General features: G+C 64.6%; 16 protein-coding genes and 1 riboswitch. Of the genes, 5 read left to right on the top strand and 11 right to left on the bottom strand.

Annotation, left to right across the window (positions count from 1 at the left end; all coding sequences use genetic code 11):
* The first annotated feature begins 122 nt into the window (after nt 1-122).
* On the top strand, nt 123-1061 hold the full coding sequence (locus tag RT460_RS06280; protein WP_313317854.1) for a LysR family transcriptional regulator: 939 nt from the start codon (nt 123-125) through the stop codon (nt 1059-1061).
* A gap of 38 nt (nt 1062-1099) precedes the next feature.
* Here the strand turns inward: RT460_RS06280 and RT460_RS06275 are convergent, their stop codons facing one another.
* The 4 genes from RT460_RS06275 to RT460_RS06260 all read right to left on the bottom strand — a co-directional run bounded on the left by RT460_RS06275 (nt 1100) and on the right by RT460_RS06260 (nt 5027).
* Nucleotides 1100-2209 carry an NADH:flavin oxidoreductase/NADH oxidase gene (locus RT460_RS06275; RefSeq protein ID WP_313317853.1) on the bottom strand — a complete coding sequence of 370 codons (1110 nt, stop codon included), beginning with the start codon at nt 2207-2209 and terminating at the stop codon, nt 1100-1102.
* A 77-nt stretch (nt 2210-2286) separates the two neighbouring features.
* Nucleotides 2287-3105, bottom strand: coding sequence for an NAD-dependent protein deacetylase (locus RT460_RS06270; protein WP_313317914.1), 819 nt, complete (start codon nt 3103-3105; stop codon nt 2287-2289).
* Between the two features lie 53 nt (nt 3106-3158).
* A complete protein-coding gene (locus RT460_RS06265; protein ID WP_313317851.1) occupies nt 3159-3563 on the bottom strand; it encodes an acyl-CoA thioesterase in 405 nt (134 codons plus the stop codon).
* Nucleotides 3564-3974: 411 nt separating this feature from the next.
* Entirely contained in the window at nt 3975-5027 is a 1053-nt protein-coding gene (locus RT460_RS06260; RefSeq protein ID WP_313317849.1) for a ribonucleotide-diphosphate reductase subunit beta, read from the bottom strand.
* 64 nt (nt 5028-5091) lie between these two features.
* Here RT460_RS06260 and RT460_RS06255 point away from each other — a divergent pair, with 64 nt between their 5' ends.
* The gene (locus RT460_RS06255; RefSeq protein WP_313317848.1) at nt 5092-5454 is read left to right on the top strand and encodes a four helix bundle protein; all 363 of its coding nucleotides are present in this window, start codon (nt 5092-5094) and stop codon (nt 5452-5454) included.
* 58 nt (nt 5455-5512) lie between these two features.
* Here RT460_RS06255 and RT460_RS06250 read toward each other — a convergent pair whose 3' ends face one another.
* Entirely contained in the window at nt 5513-7822 is a 2310-nt protein-coding gene (locus tag RT460_RS06250; RefSeq protein ID WP_313317913.1) for a ribonucleoside-diphosphate reductase subunit alpha, read from the bottom strand.
* Nucleotides 7823-8090: 268 nt separating this feature from the next.
* A riboswitch (cobalamin riboswitch) is annotated at nt 8091-8313 on the bottom strand.
* A 269-nt stretch (nt 8314-8582) separates the two neighbouring features.
* Between RT460_RS06250 and RT460_RS06245 the strand changes: the two genes are divergently transcribed.
* Nucleotides 8583-9389 carry a DUF2884 family protein gene (locus RT460_RS06245; RefSeq protein ID WP_313317847.1) on the top strand — a complete coding sequence of 269 codons (807 nt, stop codon included), beginning with the start codon at nt 8583-8585 and terminating at the stop codon, nt 9387-9389.
* Between the two features lie 177 nt (nt 9390-9566).
* On the opposite strand, the gene RT460_RS06240 is transcribed toward RT460_RS06245, so the two are convergent.
* The 3 genes from RT460_RS06240 to RT460_RS06230 form a co-directional block, all read right to left on the bottom strand.
* A complete protein-coding gene (locus RT460_RS06240; RefSeq protein WP_313317845.1) occupies nt 9567-11027 on the bottom strand; it encodes a VWA domain-containing protein in 1461 nt (486 codons plus the stop codon).
* A 306-nt stretch (nt 11028-11333) separates the two neighbouring features.
* Nucleotides 11334-12428: a cell division protein ZapE gene (gene zapE / locus RT460_RS06235; RefSeq protein WP_313317843.1), complete on the bottom strand. Its 1095-nt coding sequence runs from the start codon at nt 12426-12428 to the stop codon at nt 11334-11336.
* 2 nt (nt 12429-12430) lie between these two features.
* Nucleotides 12431-13102 carry an alpha/beta hydrolase gene (locus RT460_RS06230; RefSeq protein ID WP_313317841.1) on the bottom strand — a complete coding sequence of 224 codons (672 nt, stop codon included), beginning with the start codon at nt 13100-13102 and terminating at the stop codon, nt 12431-12433.
* 64 nt (nt 13103-13166) lie between these two features.
* Between RT460_RS06230 and RT460_RS06225 the strand changes: the two genes are divergently transcribed.
* The gene (locus RT460_RS06225) at nt 13167-14027 is read left to right on the top strand and encodes an EamA family transporter (RefSeq protein WP_313317839.1); all 861 of its coding nucleotides are present in this window, start codon (nt 13167-13169) and stop codon (nt 14025-14027) included.
* Nucleotides 14028-14486: 459 nt separating this feature from the next.
* On the opposite strand, the gene RT460_RS06220 is transcribed toward RT460_RS06225, so the two are convergent.
* From RT460_RS06220 to RT460_RS06210, 3 genes are all read right to left on the bottom strand, one after another.
* Entirely contained in the window at nt 14487-16229 is a 1743-nt protein-coding gene (locus RT460_RS06220; protein ID WP_313317837.1) for an ExeM/NucH family extracellular endonuclease, read from the bottom strand.
* A 107-nt stretch (nt 16230-16336) separates the two neighbouring features.
* Complete coding sequence (locus RT460_RS06215; protein WP_313317835.1) at nt 16337-16855, bottom strand: c-type cytochrome; 519 nt, start codon at nt 16853-16855, stop codon at nt 16337-16339.
* 132 nt (nt 16856-16987) lie between these two features.
* The gene (locus RT460_RS06210; protein ID WP_313317833.1) at nt 16988-17605 is read right to left on the bottom strand and encodes a TetR/AcrR family transcriptional regulator; all 618 of its coding nucleotides are present in this window, start codon (nt 17603-17605) and stop codon (nt 16988-16990) included.
* A 146-nt stretch (nt 17606-17751) separates the two neighbouring features.
* Between RT460_RS06210 and RT460_RS06205 the strand changes: the two genes are divergently transcribed.
* Nucleotides 17752-18915 (top strand): isovaleryl-CoA dehydrogenase, encoded by a 1164-nt coding sequence (locus RT460_RS06205; RefSeq protein WP_313317831.1) that lies wholly within the window; start codon nt 17752-17754, stop codon nt 18913-18915.
* The last annotated feature ends 74 nt before the right edge of the window (nt 18916-18989 follow it).

Raw genomic sequence — 18989 nt, 5'->3', positions numbered from 1 at the left:
GATGCACTCCGGCAATTGCGGGGCCGGCATCATAGGCAGCACGCCATCGCTGGACTAGGCGCGACGGGCTTGGCGCTTTATAAAGAATTTCTTTGTAATCAACCCGCACAATGCCGGTCAGCATGAATACGCTCCAGTCCATCCGCAGTTTCATCCGCACCGCAGACGCTGGCAGCCTGGCCGGCGCTGCCCGCACCCTGGGCATCAGCGCGGCTGCGGTAGGCCAGAACATCGCCCGACTGGAAGCCCACCTTGGGGTGCGCCTGTTCAACCGCACCACCCGCCAGCTGGCATTGACCGAGCGCGGTGCGCTGTACCTGGAACAGGTACGCCATATCGAACGCGACCTGGAGAGGGCGCACGCCGCTGTGACCGATCCTGATGCGACCCCTGCCGGACGCCTGCGCGTCGCCAGCACCGCCGCCTTCGGCCGGCATGTGCTTGCGCCCCTGCTGTCGACACTGCAGCAGCGCTACCCGCGCCTGGAACTGGAACTGCTGCTGGCCGACCGCAGCGTCGACCATGCCCACGAGAACGTGGATGTCAGCATCCGCATCGAACCGCAGCTGGAGGAAGGACTGGTGGCACGCCCGCTGGCGCAGGTGCCGCTGCTGTTCTGTGCCTCGCCGGCCTACCTGGCCACTGCCGGCATCCCGCAGGCACCGGAAGAGCTGCACGCGCACCGTTGCCTGCTGTTCCGCTATCCCACCGACGGCCGCTACCTGCCTTGGCGCTTCGTCCGCGATGGCCTGCGTTTCAATGCCGACGTCCGCCCGGCCATGGTCAGTGACGATGCCGATGCCCTGGCGGCGATGGCGGCCGCCGGCGGCGGCATCACCCGCCTGACCGCCTTCGTCGCCGAACCCTACATCGCGCGCGGCGAGCTGCAGGCCTTGTTCCAGAGCGAGGTGGCCGGCGACGCACAGGCCTCGCCCGAGCCGATGCACCTGTTCCTGTGCGTCAGCGACCGCCGTGACCTGACACCGAAAGTACGTGCTTTGCTGCAGCACATTGTCGGCGCCCTGCCCGCGGCCTGGCGCGCGGACAGCGACATCGCCTGAGCGTCAGCATGCGCTGACGCTCGCAGCCGCAATCCAGCTCAGCCCTGTGCCACCGGCTTGAACAGGCCGCGCACCGCATGCGGCTCGCAGCGCAGGTACTGCGGTGACGCACTCACCTGTGCGCCCAGTGCGGCCGCCGCATGCCACGGCCAGCGCGGGTCATACAGGATGCCGCGCGCGATGCCGATCGCATCGGCCTTGCCCTCGACGAGGATGCTTTCGGCGTGCGCTGGTTCGGTGATCAGGCCCACCGCGATCACCGGCGTGTCGATCTCGGCCTTGATGGCCGCTGCCTGCGGCACCTGGTAACCGGCAGCCACCGGGATCTGCTGGCGAGAGTCCAGGCCGCCGCTGGACACATGCAGGAAATCATTGCCGCGTGCTTCCAGCGCCTTGGCCAATACGATGCTCTGTGCCACGTCCCAACCGCCGTCCACCCAGTCGGTGGCAGAGATGCGCACGCCCAACGCGACATTGCCCGGCACCACCGTACGCACCGCATCAAATACGCGCAGCAGCAGTCGCATGCGGTTCTCCAGGGAGCCGCCGTACTGGTCATTGCGCTGGTTGCTCAGCGGCGACAGGAACTGATGCAGCAGGTAGCCATGTGCGGCATGCAGTTCGATCAACTCCAGGCCCAGCCGTACCGCACGCTTGGCGGCCGCGACAAAGTCTTCCACCACCGCGTCGATGCCGGCCGCATCCAGGGCTTCCGGGATGGGGTCACCGTCCTTGAACGGCACTGCGGAAGGCGCCAGCACCTGCCAGCCGTGCGCCTGCCCGGGAGCGATGGCACCACCGCCCTCCCAAGGCCGCGCAGTGGACGCTTTGCGGCCGGCGTGCGCCAGCTGCACACCGATCGGCATGGCCGACCAACGTCGGACCGACGCCAGAACCTTGGCCAGGGCTGCCTCGGTGTCGTCATCCCACAGGCCCAGATCGGCCCAGCTGATGCGTGCGCGTGGCGATACCGCCGTCGCTTCGATGATCAGCAGGCCGGCGCCCGATTGCGCAAGCTGTCCCAGATGGATGGTGTGCCAATCAGTCGCCAAGCCTTCATCGGCCGAGTACTGGCACATCGGTGCAATGACGATGCGGTTGGACAGAGAGAGCGGGCCGAACGACAACGACGAAAAAAGCTGGCTCACGTAAGGAACATCCAAGGACGGTGGGGAGGGCGTCCATTGCACGCTGCGCGCGCCGTCGTTTCAACCGGCGCGATGGATCACTGCGTCTTGGCACCACCCAGCAGGAACGCCAAGGCTTGTGCACAGGGCATTTCAATCTTCAGCGACAACAGGTGATCGGCGCGGGTACGGCCCAGATTGACCGCCGCTATCGGCAGGCCAGCCTTGGCGGCGGCCTCTACAAAGCGAAAACCCGAATAGACCATCAGCGATGAGCCCACCACCAGCACCGCATCGGCACGCTGCAGATGCTCATGCACGTTGCTGACCCGCTCACGCGGCACGTTCTCGCCGAAAAACACCACATCCGGCTTCAGCACGCCGCCACAGGCGTCGCAGGCGGGCACTTCGAAAGTGGAAAAATCGGCTTCCAGATCAGCGTCACCGTCCGGGGCAATGCCTGCCTGCAGCGTCTCCCAACCGGGATTGGCCTGCAGCAGGCGTTGCTGCAGGACTTCACGCGAGCTGCGCAGTTCGCAGCCCATGCAGCGTACCTGGTCCAGGCGACCATGCAGGTCAATCACCGTCTGGCTGCCTGCACGCTGGTGCAGGCAGTCGACGTTCTGGGTCAGCAGCAGTTCGACCCGCCCGTCGGCCTCCAACGCAGCCAGCGCATGGTGGGTGGCATTGGGCCGGGCGTGAGCAAACCTTGGCCAGCCCAACAGGCTGCGCGCCCAATAGCGCTGGCGCGTCGCCTCCTCGCCCATGAAGGCCTGGTAGGTCACCGGCGGGGTCCGCTTCCATTGGCCATCGTTGTCGCGATAGTCGGGAATGCCCGAATCGGTGCTGCACCCGGCACCGGTGAGTACCAGCAAGCGGCGATGGCCGGCGATGAACTCGGGCAGTTCGGTGATCACTGCCGGTGACAAGCGCCCGACCTGGACCGAAGAGGTGGTCATCGCCGCTGCACTCAGGCCTGCGTCGGCAGCGCCGGCACGTTGGTCGGGTGGCCTTCGGCGTCGAGCGCGATCATCACGAAAGTGCCCTTGGTGCAGAGCTTGCGCTCACCGCTGAGCAGGTCTTCGGTAACCAGTTCGACCTCAACATGCATGGAGCTGCGGCCAACCTGCACCACCCGGCCGATGGTTTCCACCATCTGGCCGACACGGATGGGCAGCTTGAAATCGACCTGGTCCGAGCGAGCGGTGACCACGGTACGACGCGAGTAACGCGCAGCCGCCAGGAAGGCGGCCTTGTCCATCCACGCCAGCGCCTGGCCACCGAACAGCGTGCCCATATGGTTGGTGTGGTTGGGGAATACGATCTCCGCCATGCGGACTTCGACCGGCGGATTGGTTTCGGGGATGGGGGTCATGGGGGCGGTATCAGCAATAAGTTGGTGGGGATGATACGCCCGCAAAGCTGTGCAGCCGGTGAGTGCTCCCCTCTCACTTGCGTAACGCACAGGCAGGGGCTGAGGGGGGCCCTTGCTGTTACCTAAGGTTCCTGCAAGAAACTGTAATCAGGCGCTACGTGCAGGGCCCAAAGCACCCCTCCCCAACCCTCCCCTTCACCTGCGGTGAAAGGGAGGGAGACAAGCACAGCCGCTTCGCCCCCCCTTGCGCAACGCGCAGGGGAGGGGTGCTCCTGCTGTTGCCTGCGGTTCCTGCAAGAAACTGTAATCAGGCGCTACGTGCAGGGCCCAAAGCACCCCTCCCCGGCCCTCCCCTTCACCTGCGGTGAAAGGGAGGGAGACAAGCGCGCTTGGCGCACGCGAGGGAGAAAATCAGAACGCCATATCGAACGCCACTTCACCCTGCACGCCGACCTGATAAGCAGACGCGCGACGCTCGAAGAAGTTGGTCAGCTCCTGCACATCCTGCAGTTCCATGAAGGGCAGCGGGTTGCGCACGTTGTACTTCTTGGCCATGCCCAGCTTCAGGAAGTGGTTGTCGGCGCAGTGCTGCAGGTACTGGCGCATGTCGCGGGTAGAGATGCCAGCCACACCGCCGGACAGCACGTCCTCGGCGAACTGCACTTCGCAGTCGATGGCCTCTTCCAGCATCTGGTAGACCTCCTGTTCCATCTTCGCGTCGAACAGATCCGGCTCCTCGCTGCGGATCTTGCGCACGCACTCGAACGCGAATTCCATGTGGCAGCTCTCGTCGCGGAACACCCAGTTGGTGCCCGAGGCCAGGCCCGGCAGCAGGCCGCGCGAACGGAAGTAGTACACGTAGGCGAAGGCGGCAAAGAAGAACAGGCCTTCGATGCAGGCGGCAAAGCAGATCTGGTTGAGCAGGAACTGGCGGCGGTCCTCACGGGTTTCCAGGCGCTTGGTTTCCTGCAGCGAATCGATCCACTTGAAGCAGAAGTCGGCCTTCTTCTTGATCGAATCGATGTTCTCCACCGCCGCGAAGGCCTTGAAGCGTTCTTCCGGATCCGGCAGGTAGTTGTCCAGCAGGGTCAGGTAGAACTGCACGTGCAGCGCTTCTTCATACAGTTGGCGCGACAGATACATGCGCGCTTCCGGCGCATTGAGGTGCTGGTACAGGTTCAGCACCAGGTTGTTCGACACGATGGAATCACCGGTGGCGAAGAACGCGACCAGGCGATGGATCAGGTGCTGGTCAGCCGGCGACATCTTCTGGTGCAGGTCGGTGATGTCGATCTGGAAATTGATCTCCTCCACCGTCCAGGTGTTCTTGATCGCGTTGCGATACATCTCGTAGAAATCCGGATAACGCATCGGACGCAGGGTGAGCTCGAAACCGGGATCCAGAAGTCGAGGAACCAGAGATGAGGAACTGGGAACGAGAGTGCGATCAGCTGACTGATTCATTGGGGTTTTCCTATTTGTATTGCCAACCATCAGTTCCAGCCTAAGGGCTACGTCGAGGTGGCACATGAACTACAGGGATGCGATTGTTTGGAACAAAGCCATGCGGCTGGCAGAGATCGTGTGTCGGCAAACAGCAGATCTTCCGGCCTCCGAGCGTTTCGGCATTCGACTCCAACTTACCCGCGCTGCGGTTTCCATACCCAGCAACATCGCCGAAGGTTGGTCACGCGAGTCGAGAAAGGAAAAACAACAATTTCTCGCCATCGCTCACGGGTCATTGGCTGAACTGCATACGCAACTTCTACTGTGCCAGCGCTTGAACTGGCTGGCGGAGCACGATCTGCAGGAAGCGATGTCACTGATCACCGAAATCAGCAAGATCCTTACCCACCTACGCAGACGACTCCGCCAACCACCCAGCACTTGAACTAGATCCCTGGTCCAAGCTTTTACTGGCTCCTAGTTCCTGGGCACCGGTTCCTGCCCTACTGGCAGGCCTCGCAGGCTTCCGGGTTTTCCAGCGAGCAGGCCACGGCTTCTACCGGGGTGTAGCTGCTGACCGTGGTCTTGGCGATCTTGGTGGCCGGACGCGAGCGCAGGTAATAGGTGGTCTTGATGCCCTTCTTCCATGCGTACATGTACATGGACGACATCGCACCGATGTTCGGGCTTTCCATGAACAGGTTGAGCGAGGCCGACTGGTCGATATAGGCGCCGCGGTCAGCGGCCATGTCGATCAGCGAACGCATCGGCAGTTCCCACGCGGTGCGGTAGATATGCCGCAGCGTTTCCGGGATCTGCGGCAGGTTCTGGATCGAACCGTCAGCCAGCTTGATCGCATCGCGCATCTCCGCGGTCCACAGACCCAGCTGCTTCAGCTCGCCTACCAGGTGACGGTTGATCTGCAGGAAGTCGCCGGACAGGGTTTCGCGCTTGAACAGGTTGGACACCTGCGGCTCCACGCATTCATAGCAGCCGGCAATCGAGGCGATGGTGGCGGTGGGTGCAATGGCGATGATCAGCGAGTTGCGCAGGCCGTGCTGCTTGATGCGCTCACGCAGTGCGTCCCAGCGTTCGACGTCGGCCGGCACCACGTTCCAGGCGTCGAACTGCAGTTCGCCATGGGCGGCACGGGTATCGTTGAACGAGGGATGCTTGCCACGTTCCTGGGCCAGTTCGCAGGACACTTCCAGTGCGTGGAAGTAGATGGCCTCGGCGATCTTGGCCGACAGCGCGCGGGCTTCGTCCGAATCAAACGCCATGCGCTTGCGGAAGAACACGTCCTGCAGACCCATGCAGCCCAGGCCGACCGGGCGCCAGCGCAGGTTGCCGCGACGGGCGGTTTCAATCGGGTAGAAGTTCAGGTCGATGACGCGGTCGAGCTGACGCACGGCCAGGCGCACGGTCTCTGCAAGCTTCTCGAAATCGAAGTCGCCGTGTGCGTCGAGGTGGTTGCCCAGGTTGATCGAGCCCAGGTTGCAGACCGCCGTTTCATCGTTGGAGGTGATCTCCAGGATCTCGGTGCACAGGTTGGACAGGTGGATCACGTTGCCGGCGCGCAAGGTCTGGTTGCTGGCCAGGTTGCACTTGTCCTTGAACGTCATCCAGCCGTTGCCGGTCTCGGCCAGGGTGCGCATCATCCGCGAATACAGCTTGCGGGCGGATACGCTCTTGCGCGCCTTGCCCTGGGTTTCAGCCTGCAGGTAGGCCTGCTCGAAGGCCGGGCCGTACAGGTCGGTGAGCTCCGGCACCACGCGCGGATCGAACAGCGACCATTCCTGGTCCGCTTCCACGCGCTGCATGAACAGGTCCGGCACCCAGTTGGCCAGGTTGAGGTTGTGGGTACGGCGCGAATCGTCACCGGCGTTGTCGCGCAGCTCAAGGAAGTCCTCGATGTCAGCATGCCAGGTTTCCAGATACACGCAGGCCGCGCCCTTGCGCTTGCCGCCCTGGTTGACCGCCGCCACCGACGAATCCAGCGTCTTCAGCCACGGCACGATGCCGTTGGAGTGGCCATTGGTCGACTTGATCAGCGAGCCGCGCGAACGCACGCGGGTATAGCTGACACCGATGCCGCCGCTGAACTTGGACAGCTGCGCGATATCGGCATAGCGGTCGTAGATCGATTCCAGCGAATCCTGCGGCGAATCCAGCAGGAAGCACGAGGACAGCTGCTCATGGCTGGTGCCGGCGTTGAACAGGGTCGGGCTGGACGGCAGGTAATCCAGGCTGCCCAGCCGCTGGTACAGCGCCAATGCTTCGGGCACGTCCTCGCTCAGCGCGCTGGCGATGCGCAGGAAGAACTGCTGCGGGGTCTCGATGACCTTGCGCGTATGCGGGTGACGCAGCAGGTAGCGGTCATACATGGTGCGCAGGCCGAAGTAATCGAAGTTCAGGTCGTAGCCCGGATCGATCGCATCGTTGAGCTTGCGTGCATTGACCTGCACGAAGTTGAGCAGGCGCTCGTTGATCAGGCCTACTTCGTGGCCACGGCCGACCGACTGCGAGAAGGCATGGATTTCCTGGCCGGACACTTCCTTGGCAATGAAGTTGGCCAGCAGGCGTGCGGCCAGGCGACCGTATTCGGGCTCTTCGCCGATCAGCAGCGCGGCGGTACGGATCGACAGCTCATCCAGTTCCTGGGTGCTGGCGCCGTTGTACAGGCCGGAGATGGTGCGGGTGGCCACGCGCATCGGGTCCACCGCATGCAGGCCCTCGCAGCAACGCTGGATGGCGCGGACAATCTTGTTCAGGTCTACCGGCTCGGTGCTGCCATTGCGCTTGGTCACGCTCATGGCGGTGGCGGTCGGCGGCGGGGTCAGTTCAAAACCGGCTTCAGCCGGAGCGACGTCAGTATGAGTGGCAGTCACGACGATGGTGTCCTTGCAAACGTTATGCACGCAGCTCCTGCCCGCGCAGGAAGCAGAGCCGGTACGGGCAGCGAGCATGGAAGGACGGCGTCGCAGCAGCCGCGACTGCAGGCGACTCACGGGTCGACAGCAGCAGGGCACCACGTCACCAGCCGTCTTCCCCTCGAAGACACCGCAGCCGGCACCACGCGGTGTGCATCGCGTGGCTGTCGGCAGGTCTTCGGACTCATGGGCGCGAAGGCCAAGGCCTTCTCCTACTCCGCCGCTTCCCAAGGCTTGATGCCCCAGTGCTATGTGGCGGGTTCGTTCCCAATTACCGCTGCGGGGCAGTGCCGGAATGGCCTTAACGGCGTCACCGGCTTCCCTTTCAATCCGACGGGAAGCAACCCGTCAGAACCGACGGGACACAAGATAGTGGGGGTATGTGACAGGGTCAACACTAAATCTAGTAAAAATATGGCGAGCCTTGGGACACAAGGGCTGCGCCGCAACTGTACGGATATTGCCGATTGGAACTGTCCGAAAAGACTGCGCAGTCAAGTGGGTGGCGAGAACTTTATTGAGGGAAAACGTGGCTTTGAAGCGGACCGACCCGTGGCGCCGCCAACAGGGCATGACTTTCGGCCGAGGCCAAGCACCGCCCGGGCGATGAAGCTGGCCTTGCCCTCAAGGAAGAACCCACACCATGCGCGCGATTGGACTCACCGCCCTGCTGTTGCTGCTACCTGCTGCCGGCCACGCCGCCGACATCAAGTCCCCGCGGTTGTCGGCCGCCCAATGCGGCGTCGAAACCGACTACGACGTGCTGGTCGACGGCGGCGGCATCTGGCTGCGCCGCGATACCGCCAGCTTGCGCGAGATCGTTATCCACGATGGTCAGTTGAGCGTGGATGGCCACATGCAGGACGTGTCGCCGGATGATGCCCAGCGATTGCGCGCACTGGAAGCCGGGGTACGCCAGTTGATGCCGGCGGTCACCGGCATCGCCACCGAATCGGTGGGCATCAGCTTCGATACGCTGGATGCGGTATATGAGGGCCTGACAGGCCATGCCAACTCCCGCAAGGTCCGCAAGCTGCGCAGGGAGGCCGAGCAGTTTGTCGAGCAGACCATTGGCCGCGGTCGCTGGGAACAGGATCTTTTCAACGAGGGCTTCGAAGCGCGGGTGCAGGATGCTGCCGAGACCCTGAGCGGCTCCATTGCCCGCAGCGTTCTGTGGGCGGTATTTACGGGTCGCGAGGACAAGCTGGACGCGCGTGCCGACCAGCTCGGCGAGGAGCTGGACCAGCGCCTGGAAGCCCGCGCGCTTGCACTGGAACAACATGCACAATCCCTGTGCACGCAGGTCCAAGGACTGGATCGCCTGCAGTCGGCACTGGAGTTCCGCTTCAACGGCCAGCCCCTGCAGATGATGCGGGTTGGTGACGATAACGCGGCGATGGCGGCACGCGAAGATGCCACTGACCACAGCATCCCGCTACCCGCACGCTAGAAGCCGCTGACCGTGGTAGTGCCGAGCCATGCTCGGCAGGGGGTATTACCGCGAAAGCCTCTGCCGAGCATGGCTCGGCACTACAGGGCCAGGTGGCGTAAGCCGGCAATGCCTGAAGATCGAAAGCTCCCTCTCCCCAACCCTCCCCTTGCCTGCGGCAAAGGGAGGGAGCACAGATCAGCCCTTCGGCAGCTGCGCCAGTTCCTCGCGCACCAGCCGCACCACCAGCTTGTCCAGGGTATCGACCGAATAGTTGTCCACCTCATGCACGGTCTCACTGCCCGGCCCGCTTGAAGGGTCACTGGCGTCCTTGTAGGTGAGGAAGATGAAACGGCCACCGGTGTACTGGGCGATCTGCCGCTGCGCGATCTCGCCCGTGGTGTCCTGTCCGGACGCGGCCACGCTCAACACCTTGATGCCCTTGCCCAACGCCGCAAGCATGGTCTGCTCATAGCGCGGCTGCGGGTAATCCATGTGCGGCGGCGCGTCTGCCAGCGACACCAACAACCGCGTGGTCGAACTGCCACGCCAGTTGATCGCCTGCACCGCGTGATCAAAGGCCTCGTTCATCGCTTCCGGATAGTCGCCACCGCCATTGGCCTGCACGCCATCAAGCACCTTCTGGAACGCAGCCACGTTGTTGCTCAGGTCCCAGCCGCGCACGAAGTATTCGTCGCCACGGTCGCGGTAGGTCACCAGCCCAAGGCAGATATCCGGATGTGAAGGCAGGCTGCCGATGTCACGCACGATGCCCTGCAAGCTATCGCGCAACTTGTCGATTTCATCGGCCATCGAGCCGGTGGCATCCACCATGAACACCAGGTCCAGCTTTGCCCGCGCCGGCAGTGGTGCATCGGCCACCACCACCTGCAATGCATTCTTCTGCCCACGCTGCAGGGCTGCCGTCACTGTCCTGCCGGCGCGGCGTACCTGCACCTGATAACTGTCCGAATCACGGTCATCGAAGGCATTGGGGTGCACCCATACCTGGCCCCCGGCATCGGTACGTGTCCACATCCGCGCGCCGTTGGTTGCGGTCACCGCCACTTCGGCATCCGGCACCGGCCGACCCTGCGCATCCACCACCTGCAGGCGGTGTCGCACGCTGACGTCACGCCCCATCTGCCCGGCTTCTGCGTGCCCCTGCAGGAACTGCCGGAAGGCTGCGAAATCGGCATTGTCGTCGACCACGCCCGCGGTAACCGCCACCTGCTGCTGGCGCACGGCACCACCGCCGGTCACCGGCGCCATCGGCATTTCCGCAGCGGCGTAGCTCGCGTCGGCCGCCGCTTCGGCGACGACTGCAACAGGCGAAGGTGCCACGGGGGACGGTGGGGACGGGGGCGCCAACATCTTCACCGCCGAACGCGCGCCATCGCTGCGTCGCATCCGGAGTTCCCCGGCGGCGATAGTATGCTGCTGCGGCTTCGGGCTGGGGTCGGCGACCTCACGCAGTACCGGCGTATCACTGCAGACGGTGGCGGCGGGCGCGTGGAAATTGGGCTGGGTCTGGCGAACGCGCTGTGTGGTCGGCGCCTTGAGATCACCACTGCCCGCCGCTACCGGGAACGGGGTATGACGAACCGTCGCTCCCGCCGGCAGACCGACCAACAACGTCACTGCGGCAACCAGCGCCATGCTGCGAACTGCCGACCGGTTTACAAGCTTCGAGCTACCCATGATCCCTGCTCCATGCGGGCCGCGTGATGCGGCGTACGGACATGGAAACGGATGGGGATGGCCAGTGGGGTTAAAGCCCGAAACGCACCTGTCGTGCCGAGCCATGCTCGGCTGAGGCTCTACCGATAGCCCAAGGTAGTGCCGAGCCATGCTCGGCACAGGTTTTACCGGTAATGCCCCTTGCCGAGCATGGCTCGGCACTACACGGATGCATTATCGGGAATGCTTCTGCCGAGCATGGCTCGGCACTACCGGTGGGGCGTGTCAGTGCCGGTGGGCGGTGCCCAGGTATTCGGCGCTCTGCATCTCGATCAGGCGGCTGGCGGTGCGCTCGAAGGCGCCGGCCAGGCGAGTACCGCTGTATAGCAGCGGCGGCGCATCCTGGGCGGTGCAGACCAGGTTGACCTGGCGGTCGTACAACTCGTCGATCAGGTTGACGAAGCGGCGCGCCGCATCTTCATTCATCCGATCGAAATGCGGGATGCCCCCCAGCAGCACGGTGTTGAATTCGCGCGCGATCTCGATGTAATCGGACGGACCACGCGGCCCCTCGCACAAGGCGGCGAAATCGAACCAGACAATGCTCTTGCCGCGGCCGCGCACCGGGATCTTGCGGCCTTCGATCTGGATATTGCCGCTGCGCGCCTCTTCGGCACCGCTCAGCTCCTTCCAGCGCCCGGCCAACCAGGCGTCACTCTCACCATCGAGCGGCGCGCGGTATACCGGCGAGCGGGTCAGCGCACGCATGCGGTAGTCCTCGGTGCCTTCGGCGTACAGCTCCACGCAGTGCTTCTGCAACAGCGCGATGGCCGGCAGGAAGCTTTCCCGCTGCAGCCCGTTGAGGTACAGGTTCTCCACCGCGGTGTTGGACGTGGTCACCAAGGTCACGCCCTCGGCAAACAGCCGTTCCAGCAAGCGTCCCAGCAACATCGCGTCGCCAATATCGGTAACGAAAAACTCGTCCAGCACCAGCACACGCAGGTTGTCACGCCACTGCTGGGCGATCTTGGCCAGCGGATCGCTCTGGCCCTGGTGCTGATGCAGCTGCTCGTGGATGCCACGCATGAAACGGTGGAAATGGGTGCGGTACTTCTGCTTGATCGGCAGGCCGTCGTAGAACAGGTCGACCAGGAAGGTCTTGCCACGGCCTACGCCACCCCAGAAGTACAGGCCCTTGACCGGCTCGGGCTTCTTCCAGAACGCGGAAAGCCGATCCAACCACCCCTCCTGCGCACTATCGGTGATGGCGTCATGGATACGATCCAGCTCGGCCAGGGCGGCGTGCTGGGCCACGTCATCGCGCCAGTCGCCACGGGCCACGCCAGCGGCGTAGCGTTGCGAGGGGGTCATCGCGTCCATGCTCAGTTGCTGTCGTCGGGCAGCCAGCGCCGCACTTCATGCTGGATCGCGCCACGCAGGTCGATCAGCTTGCGATGGAAGAAATGCGAGGTGTCCGGCATGCGCACCAGCTGCGGCGGATCGGCCAGCGACTCCAGCCATTGGTAGACGCCCTGGGCATCGACCACCTCGTCGGCATCGCCCTGCACCACCAGCCAGTTGGCCGGCGGCTGCACCTGGCTGAAATCCCAGGTGCGACGGCCGATCGGCGGTGCGATCGAGATCAGCGCCTGCGGCTGCAGCGCGCCAGCTGCGCGCAGCGACACATAGGCGCCAAAGCTGAAGCCGGCCAACCACAAGGCGCTGTCGGGGCGCTGCGCGCGCACCCAGGCAACCACCGCGCGCAGGTCATCGGTTTCGCCCTCGCCATTGTCATAGGTGCCGGCCGAAGCGCCCACGCTGCGGAAATTGAAGCGCACCGTGGTGATGCCCAGGTCGCGCAGCGCGCGCGAGACCATGGTCACCACCTTGTTGTGCATGCTGCCGCCCTCGATGGACAGCGGGTGGCAGATGACCGCGATGATGGGCCGCGCTGCGGCATCGCCATCGGGCAGGTCGACGGACACTTCCAACGGCCCGACCGGGCCATCCAGGGTCAGCGTCGCCGATTCGTGGGGGAATGGGGGCGTTTGCATGCGGCCATAATACCGGCCCCGTCCCGTGGCTTCACCGCCCCCACCGCAGACAGTCCTTTCCATCATGCATTTCCTGATACTCAGCGTGATCTGCAGCGTCCTGGTCTCGGTGCTGCTGAAGCTGGCCCCCCGCCGCGGCGTGGACATTGCCCAGGCCGTGACCTGGAACTACCTGGCGGCCAGCGTGCTGTCGCTGCTGCTGCTCAAACCCTCGCTGCAATCCCTGCAGAGCGCGCATACGCCCTGGCTGGCCCTGCTTGGGCTGGCCGTGGCCCTGCCCGGCATCTTCCTGGTGCTGGCCCGCGCTGTGCGCGAGGCCGGCATCGTGCGCAGCGATGTAGCCCAGCGCCTGTCGCTGCTGCTGTCGCTGGCGGCCGCCTTCCTGCTGTTCGGCGAACAGGCCAATGGTTGGAAGCTGGCCGGCCTCGGGCTGGGCCTGCTGGCCATTGTTGGTGTGAGCGCGCGCAGCGGTGACGGCAAGACCGCTGCGACACAAGGTTGGGGCTGGTTGCTTGGGGTCTGGGCAGGCTTTGCCTTGATCGACATCCTGTTGAAGCAGGTTGCGGCGGCCGGGACGCCCTCCACTGCCGCGCTGCTGGTGAGCTTCGGCATCGCCTTCGTGCTGATGCTGGGCTGGCAGTTGCAGCGGCATCTCAGCGGCCGCAGCCAGCTGACTCCGGCCAACCTGGTTTACGGCTTGCTGCTCGGCCTGCTCAACTTCGGCAACATCCTGTTCTACGTGCGCGCCCACCAGGCGCTGCCGCATAGCCCGGCAACGATTTTTGCAGGCATGAACATTGGCGTGGTGTGCCTGGGCGCGCTGGTCGGCGTGCTGGTATTTGGCGAGAAAACCAGCATGTGGAATCGCGTCGGCCTGGCATTGGCGGTGCTGGCGATTGGCCTGATTGCGCGCGGGACACTTTGAGGGACCGCAGCTGGCGCTCTTCTCCTCTCCCCTTGCGGGAGAGGATACCGAAGGCAGGAGAGGGGCGGCGTAGCCGCTTGCCCGAGCCAGGTTGCCCGCGAAGCGCCTCGCGCTTGAACGCCCGCGAAGAATTGCAGCTGTTGCCCCTCTCCTCTCCCCTTGCGGGAGAGGATGCCGAAGGCAGGAGAGGGGGCGGCGAAGCCGCTTGACTGAGCCAGGTTGCCTGCGAAGAGCTACCCCTCTCCCCAACCCCGCTCCGCGCCCCTGCCCCCGCTGCGCAGCGGGGGCGCTCAACGTGTCGCGAGCCGTTGGTTCGCAAGCGACCCGCATCGCCCCGCAAGGGGAGAGGCGGCAAAGCCCCTCTGCTCACCCTCTCCCGGCACTTCCATCAAGCCAACAAAACGAACACGTCGCCAGAACCACCACTCGTTCCTGGTTCCTACCCTCTGGTTCCTGGCCTCAGGGCTCAAATCCCAACAACAGCGGATCATGATCCGAACTGCGCCACGGTCCCGGCACATTGCGGCCCTGGTAGCCCATCTCGTCGGCCTCATCAGCATTGATATGCCACTCGGCCGCGCCCTTCAGCCGCGCCGCCATGCCCGGGCTCAGCAGCGCGTGGTCCAGGCGACCGGTCAAGCCGTTGTAGACGTAGCTGTAAGGCTGCTGCACGCCGGCCACCTTGAAGGCATCCTGCCAACCATCGGCATTCAAGGTGCGGATCGGGTCTTCCATCGCATAGGCGTTGAAGTCGCCCAGCAGTACCGCGTCGCGGCTGCCGCTGCCGGTGGGGTCGCCCTGCAACCAGGTGTGCAGCAGCTTGGCCGACTCGACGCGGGTCGCATTCCAGCAGCCCTGGCCGTCGTTGTGGTCCGCGTCGCCCCCCGTCGCTTCAGAACACCCCTTGGACTTGAAGTGGTTGGCCACCACCACGAACGGCGTGCCCTTGCGGCCCATGCGGAAGGCCTGCGCCAGCGGTACGCGGCTGCGCTCACCAAAGGGTTCGCGTTCCAGCACCGCCGGCTTGCCGAGCGGGCTCACTTTTGAAGCACGGTAGATGATGCCGACCCGGATCGGGTTGTCGCCGGGGCCTTGGCCGGCATCGACAAAGCGCCAGTCGCCGTCCTTGCCCTGCGCGGCATTGAGCGCACGCACCAGTTGATCGATCGCCGAACCCGGGCCATAGCCGTCGTTCTCCAGCTCCATCAGCGCGGCGACGTCAGCATTGAGGCTGCCGATGGTGGTGATCAGCTTGGCCTGCTGTGCGGCCTGCTGTTCGGCGGTCTTGGCGCCGCGCAGGGTCGGATAGCCGCCGCCCTTGCCGTCGCCATTGAAATAGTTCTCCAGGTTGAAGGCGGCAATGCGCAGGCCGCCGTCCACGGTCGGCGCCTGCTGCGGGCGCTGGTCCGCACCCAACGTCAGCGGTGCGGTCAGCTGCAGGCGATAGCCATCGTCAAAGCGCTGGTCGACGATGCCCTGCACATCCTGCAGCGCCATGCCGCTGCGCAGCACCTGACCCTGCGGCAGGTAAGCGACGCTGCCGGGGTCACGCTTGCCACTGGCATCATCCAGGCGCAGCCGGCGGCGAGTGTTGTCAGCAATCACCGCGATCTGCTCCGGGCTGCCGGCAGCGGCCACTTCACTGGGCTGCCACAGGCGGCCACCGAAGGCCGCGGTCAGCTCACCGTAGCGACTCAGCTGGTCCTGCCCGGCCAGGGTCAGGCCGTTGGGGATGCGTACCTGCATGCCTTCCAGCGCTTCCCAGCTGGCCGGCACATCGCCCAACACCACAGCAGCTGGCGCTGGTCGCGCCGCCAGCGGGCTCACAGCCTCCGCCTGCAAGGTGGTCAGGCCCTGGTTGCCCTTGCCGGCGGCCAGTTCCTGCACGGTGCCGGTGATGCGCAGCCATTGACCCGGCTGCACGTCCTGGCTTGCCGGCACCTGCACGAACATTGCGTCGGAAGTCGTGGCATCGCCATCACCTGCATCCTGCACATAAATACCGCCGAGGCCATCGCGCAGGTCGGCCGTCACCGCGGCTTCGATGGTGACGCGCTTGCCCTCGTAGGGACTGCGCTCGGCATTGCCCTGCACGCTGCCGATCGACAGCACGGCAGGCTTGGAGGGGGCAGCCAGCGCCGCGCCGGAACAGGCAGCGGCCAGGGCCAGGGCCAGGGCAAGCAAGCAAGGGGTACAACGCATGGACGCACTCCGAGGAAGGCGGAAACAGAAGCGCCGCCCTCAAGGGGCGGCGCCGGCTATTTTGCAGCAATCTGGCCAAGGGCCAGCTGCGCGAGTCTGGCGGCTTTCTATTTCAGATTGGAGGTCATCCAATCCACCGCGGCGTGGATCTGCTCCTCGCTGAGCCCGGCATTGCCACCCTTGGGCGGCATGATGCCGCCATCCGGGCCGGTATAGCCCTCGATGGCGTGCTTGTAGAGGGTGTCCTTGCCCTGCGCCAAGCGCGCATCCCAGTGGCTGTGGTCCAGGGTCGGCGCGTTGCCGACGCCGCTGGTGTGGCAGGCGGTGCACAGGTTGTCGAAGATGGTCTTGCCATCGAGGGTGCCGCCGTAGGCGCCGCTGGCTGCAGCCGCCGCGGCGGCTGCAGCCGACGCCGCGGCCTGCGCGGAAGCACCGGTGGCGCCTGCATACACGGCACCGATCGGCGCAATGCGCTGCTCGAGACGTTTGGTCGCCGTCGGCGAGACTTCCTTGGGAATGGCGTGCTGCAGGAAAGACGCGAAGATGATCAAGCCAATCGTGATGACGGCCAGGATGCCGATCACGATGGAAAAGCGCTTCAGAAACTCAAGGTCGTAATTCCGCACGTCTCATCACCCCGGGCGAGTAGTCGGTGGACCGCTTTGCCCGGCGAGTATAGACCAGCGTTGGGCTGCTCCCGCAATGCCCATGAACGCGCACAAATGTGCGGCATTGCACCATCCGCATAACCACGGAACTCAGCCCGGCTGCGGCGCGCCTGCCGCGCGCAGGCACAGTGCACCAATGGCCGCGACCAGATGCTCGCCATCGCGCAGGCCATCGCGGCTGGGGGCCGTGGGCCCGACCAGCGCCTCGGTGAAGGCCCCCACGATGCACGCCGCGCTGATATCCAGATCCTGCTCTGGCAACTCGCCGGCACGCACGCCATCGTCGAGGATCCGCTTGAACACATCGCCGAACAGACGCCGGCAACGGATGCGCTCGGCTTCCACTTCCGGGTCCACCGGCTCGGCAATGAAGGCATACGCCAGCCCGGGGCCGGCCATGGCCCGGCGCACGAACGAGGCAACCGCCCGCTGCAGGCGCTGCGGTGCCGGCAGGGGCTCGTCAGCAATTGCCGCCAGGATCTCCAGCTCGTGCTCCACGGCGAACGTCAGTACCTCCACGAACAGCTCGGCCTTGGACGGAAAATTCCGGTAAATCAATCCCGTAGAGACGCCTGCCTCGGCCGCCACGGCTGTGATCGGGGCGCTTCGATAGCCGCCGGCAGCGACCAGCCGGCGGGCCGCGACCAGGATCCGCTCGCGGTTGCCCGCCAGCCGCTTTTCCATCAATTCCGAGCGCTTGTAAGCCATTTGTTGATTCTATGTTCAATTTTTGAATTTGTATTCACTTTTTCCTCGGGAGCCGCTAGGCTGCGCGCAAACGCCCGTGCCGACGGCCTCCTGCCGTCACCCCAACCCGGTGCGCCCCTTATCGCCACGCCGTACCGGAGCCAGCCATGCACGTCCCTACCCTGTCCTTTGATCTGGGCGAAGAAATCGACATGCTGCGCGAGAGCGTGGCGCAGTTTGCCGCCGCGCATATCGCCCCGCTCGCTGCCGAAGCCGACGCCAGCAACCACTTTCCCAATCAGCTCTGGCGCCAGCTCGGCGAACAAGGCCTGCTGGGCATGACCGTGGAAGAAGAATACGGCGGCAGCGGCATGGGTTACCTGGCGCATGTGGTGGCGATGGAGGAAATCTCGCGCGCCTCCGGTGGCATCGGCCTGTCCTATGGCGCGCACTCCAACCTCTGCCTCAACCAGCTGCGCAAGAATGGCAGCGAGGCGCAGAAGCACAACTACCTGCCCAAGCTGTGCAGCGGCGAACACGTCGGTGCGCTGGCGATGAGCGAACCGGGCGCCGGCTCGGATGTGGTGTCGATGAAGCTGCGCGCCGACCTGCGCGGCGATCGCTACGTGCTCAACGGCAACAAGATGTGGATCACCAATGGTCCCGATGCCGATGTGCTGATCGTCTACGCCAAGACCGATCCGGACGCGGGTTCGCGCGGTATCACCGCCTTCATCATTGAGAAGGGCATGAAGGGTTTCTCCACCGCACAGAAGCTGGACAAGCTCGGCATGCGCTCATCCAACACCTGCGAGCTGGTGTTCCAGGATTGCGAAGTGCCGGTCGAGAACGTGCTGGGCAGCGTTGGTGGCGGCGTCAAGGTACTGATGTCGGGGCTGGACTTCGAGCGCGTGGTGTTGTCCGGCGGCCCGCTGGGCTTGATGTCGGCGGCGCTGGATGTGGTGCTGCCCTATGTGCACGAGCGCAAACAGTTTGGCGAAGCGATCGGCACCTTTCAGCTGATCCAGGCCAAGCTGGCCGATATGTACGTGGGCCTCAATGCCTGCCGCGCCTATGTATATGCGGTGGCCAAGGCCTGCGACCAGGGCCGCACCACGCGCCAGGACGCCGCCGGCGCCATCCTGTACTCGGCCGAGAAGGCGACCTGGGCCGCGGGCGAAGCCATCCAGATCCTTGGTGGCAATGGGTACATCAATGAGTACCCGGCCGGCCGTTTGTGGCGCGATGCCAAGCTGTATGAAATTGGCGCAGGCACTTCGGAAATCCGCCGCATGCTGATCGGGCGGGAGTTGTTCCAGCGCACGATGTAAGTGATGTAAGTGAAGCAACACAGAATAAAAAGCGAAACCAGAGCCCCTCTCCCGTTTACGGGAGAGGGGTTGGG

The organism is Stenotrophomonas sp. (assembly GCF_032061965.1).
Lineage (GTDB): Bacteria > Pseudomonadota > Gammaproteobacteria > Xanthomonadales > Xanthomonadaceae > Stenotrophomonas.
Note: the sequence above shows the minus strand (reverse complement) of the source record. Positions and strands in the feature narration are given on the sequence as shown.

Excerpts from the sequence above, each read along its gene's own strand:
- RT460_RS06280 (WP_313317854.1), top strand. The coding sequence starts at position 123 with ATGAATACGCTCCAGTCCATCCGCAGTTTCATCCGCACCGCAGACGCT.
- RT460_RS06265 (WP_313317851.1), bottom strand. The coding sequence starts at position 3,563 with ATGACCCCCATCCCCGAAACCAATCCGCCGGTCGAAGTCCGCATGGCG.
- RT460_RS06260 (WP_313317849.1), bottom strand. The coding sequence starts at position 5,027 with ATGAATCAGTCAGCTGATCGCACTCTCGTTCCCAGTTCCTCATCTCTG.
- RT460_RS06255 (WP_313317848.1), top strand. The coding sequence starts at position 5,092 with ATGAACTACAGGGATGCGATTGTTTGGAACAAAGCCATGCGGCTGGCA.
- RT460_RS06250 (WP_313317913.1), bottom strand. The coding sequence starts at position 7,822 with ATGAGCGTGACCAAGCGCAATGGCAGCACCGAGCCGGTAGACCTGAAC.
- RT460_RS06245 (WP_313317847.1), top strand. The coding sequence starts at position 8,583 with ATGCGCGCGATTGGACTCACCGCCCTGCTGTTGCTGCTACCTGCTGCC.
- RT460_RS06240 (WP_313317845.1), bottom strand. The coding sequence starts at position 11,027 with ATGGCGCTGGTTGCCGCAGTGACGTTGTTGGTCGGTCTGCCGGCGGGA.
- zapE (WP_313317843.1), bottom strand. The coding sequence starts at position 12,428 with ATGGACGCGATGACCCCCTCGCAACGCTACGCCGCTGGCGTGGCCCGT.
- RT460_RS06230 (WP_313317841.1), bottom strand. The coding sequence starts at position 13,102 with ATGCAAACGCCCCCATTCCCCCACGAATCGGCGACGCTGACCCTGGAT.
- RT460_RS06225 (WP_313317839.1), top strand. The coding sequence starts at position 13,167 with ATGCATTTCCTGATACTCAGCGTGATCTGCAGCGTCCTGGTCTCGGTG.
- RT460_RS06220 (WP_313317837.1), bottom strand. The coding sequence starts at position 16,229 with ATGCGTTGTACCCCTTGCTTGCTTGCCCTGGCCCTGGCCCTGGCCGCT.
- RT460_RS06210 (WP_313317833.1), bottom strand. The coding sequence starts at position 17,605 with ATGGCTTACAAGCGCTCGGAATTGATGGAAAAGCGGCTGGCGGGCAAC.
- RT460_RS06205 (WP_313317831.1), top strand. The coding sequence starts at position 17,752 with ATGCACGTCCCTACCCTGTCCTTTGATCTGGGCGAAGAAATCGACATG.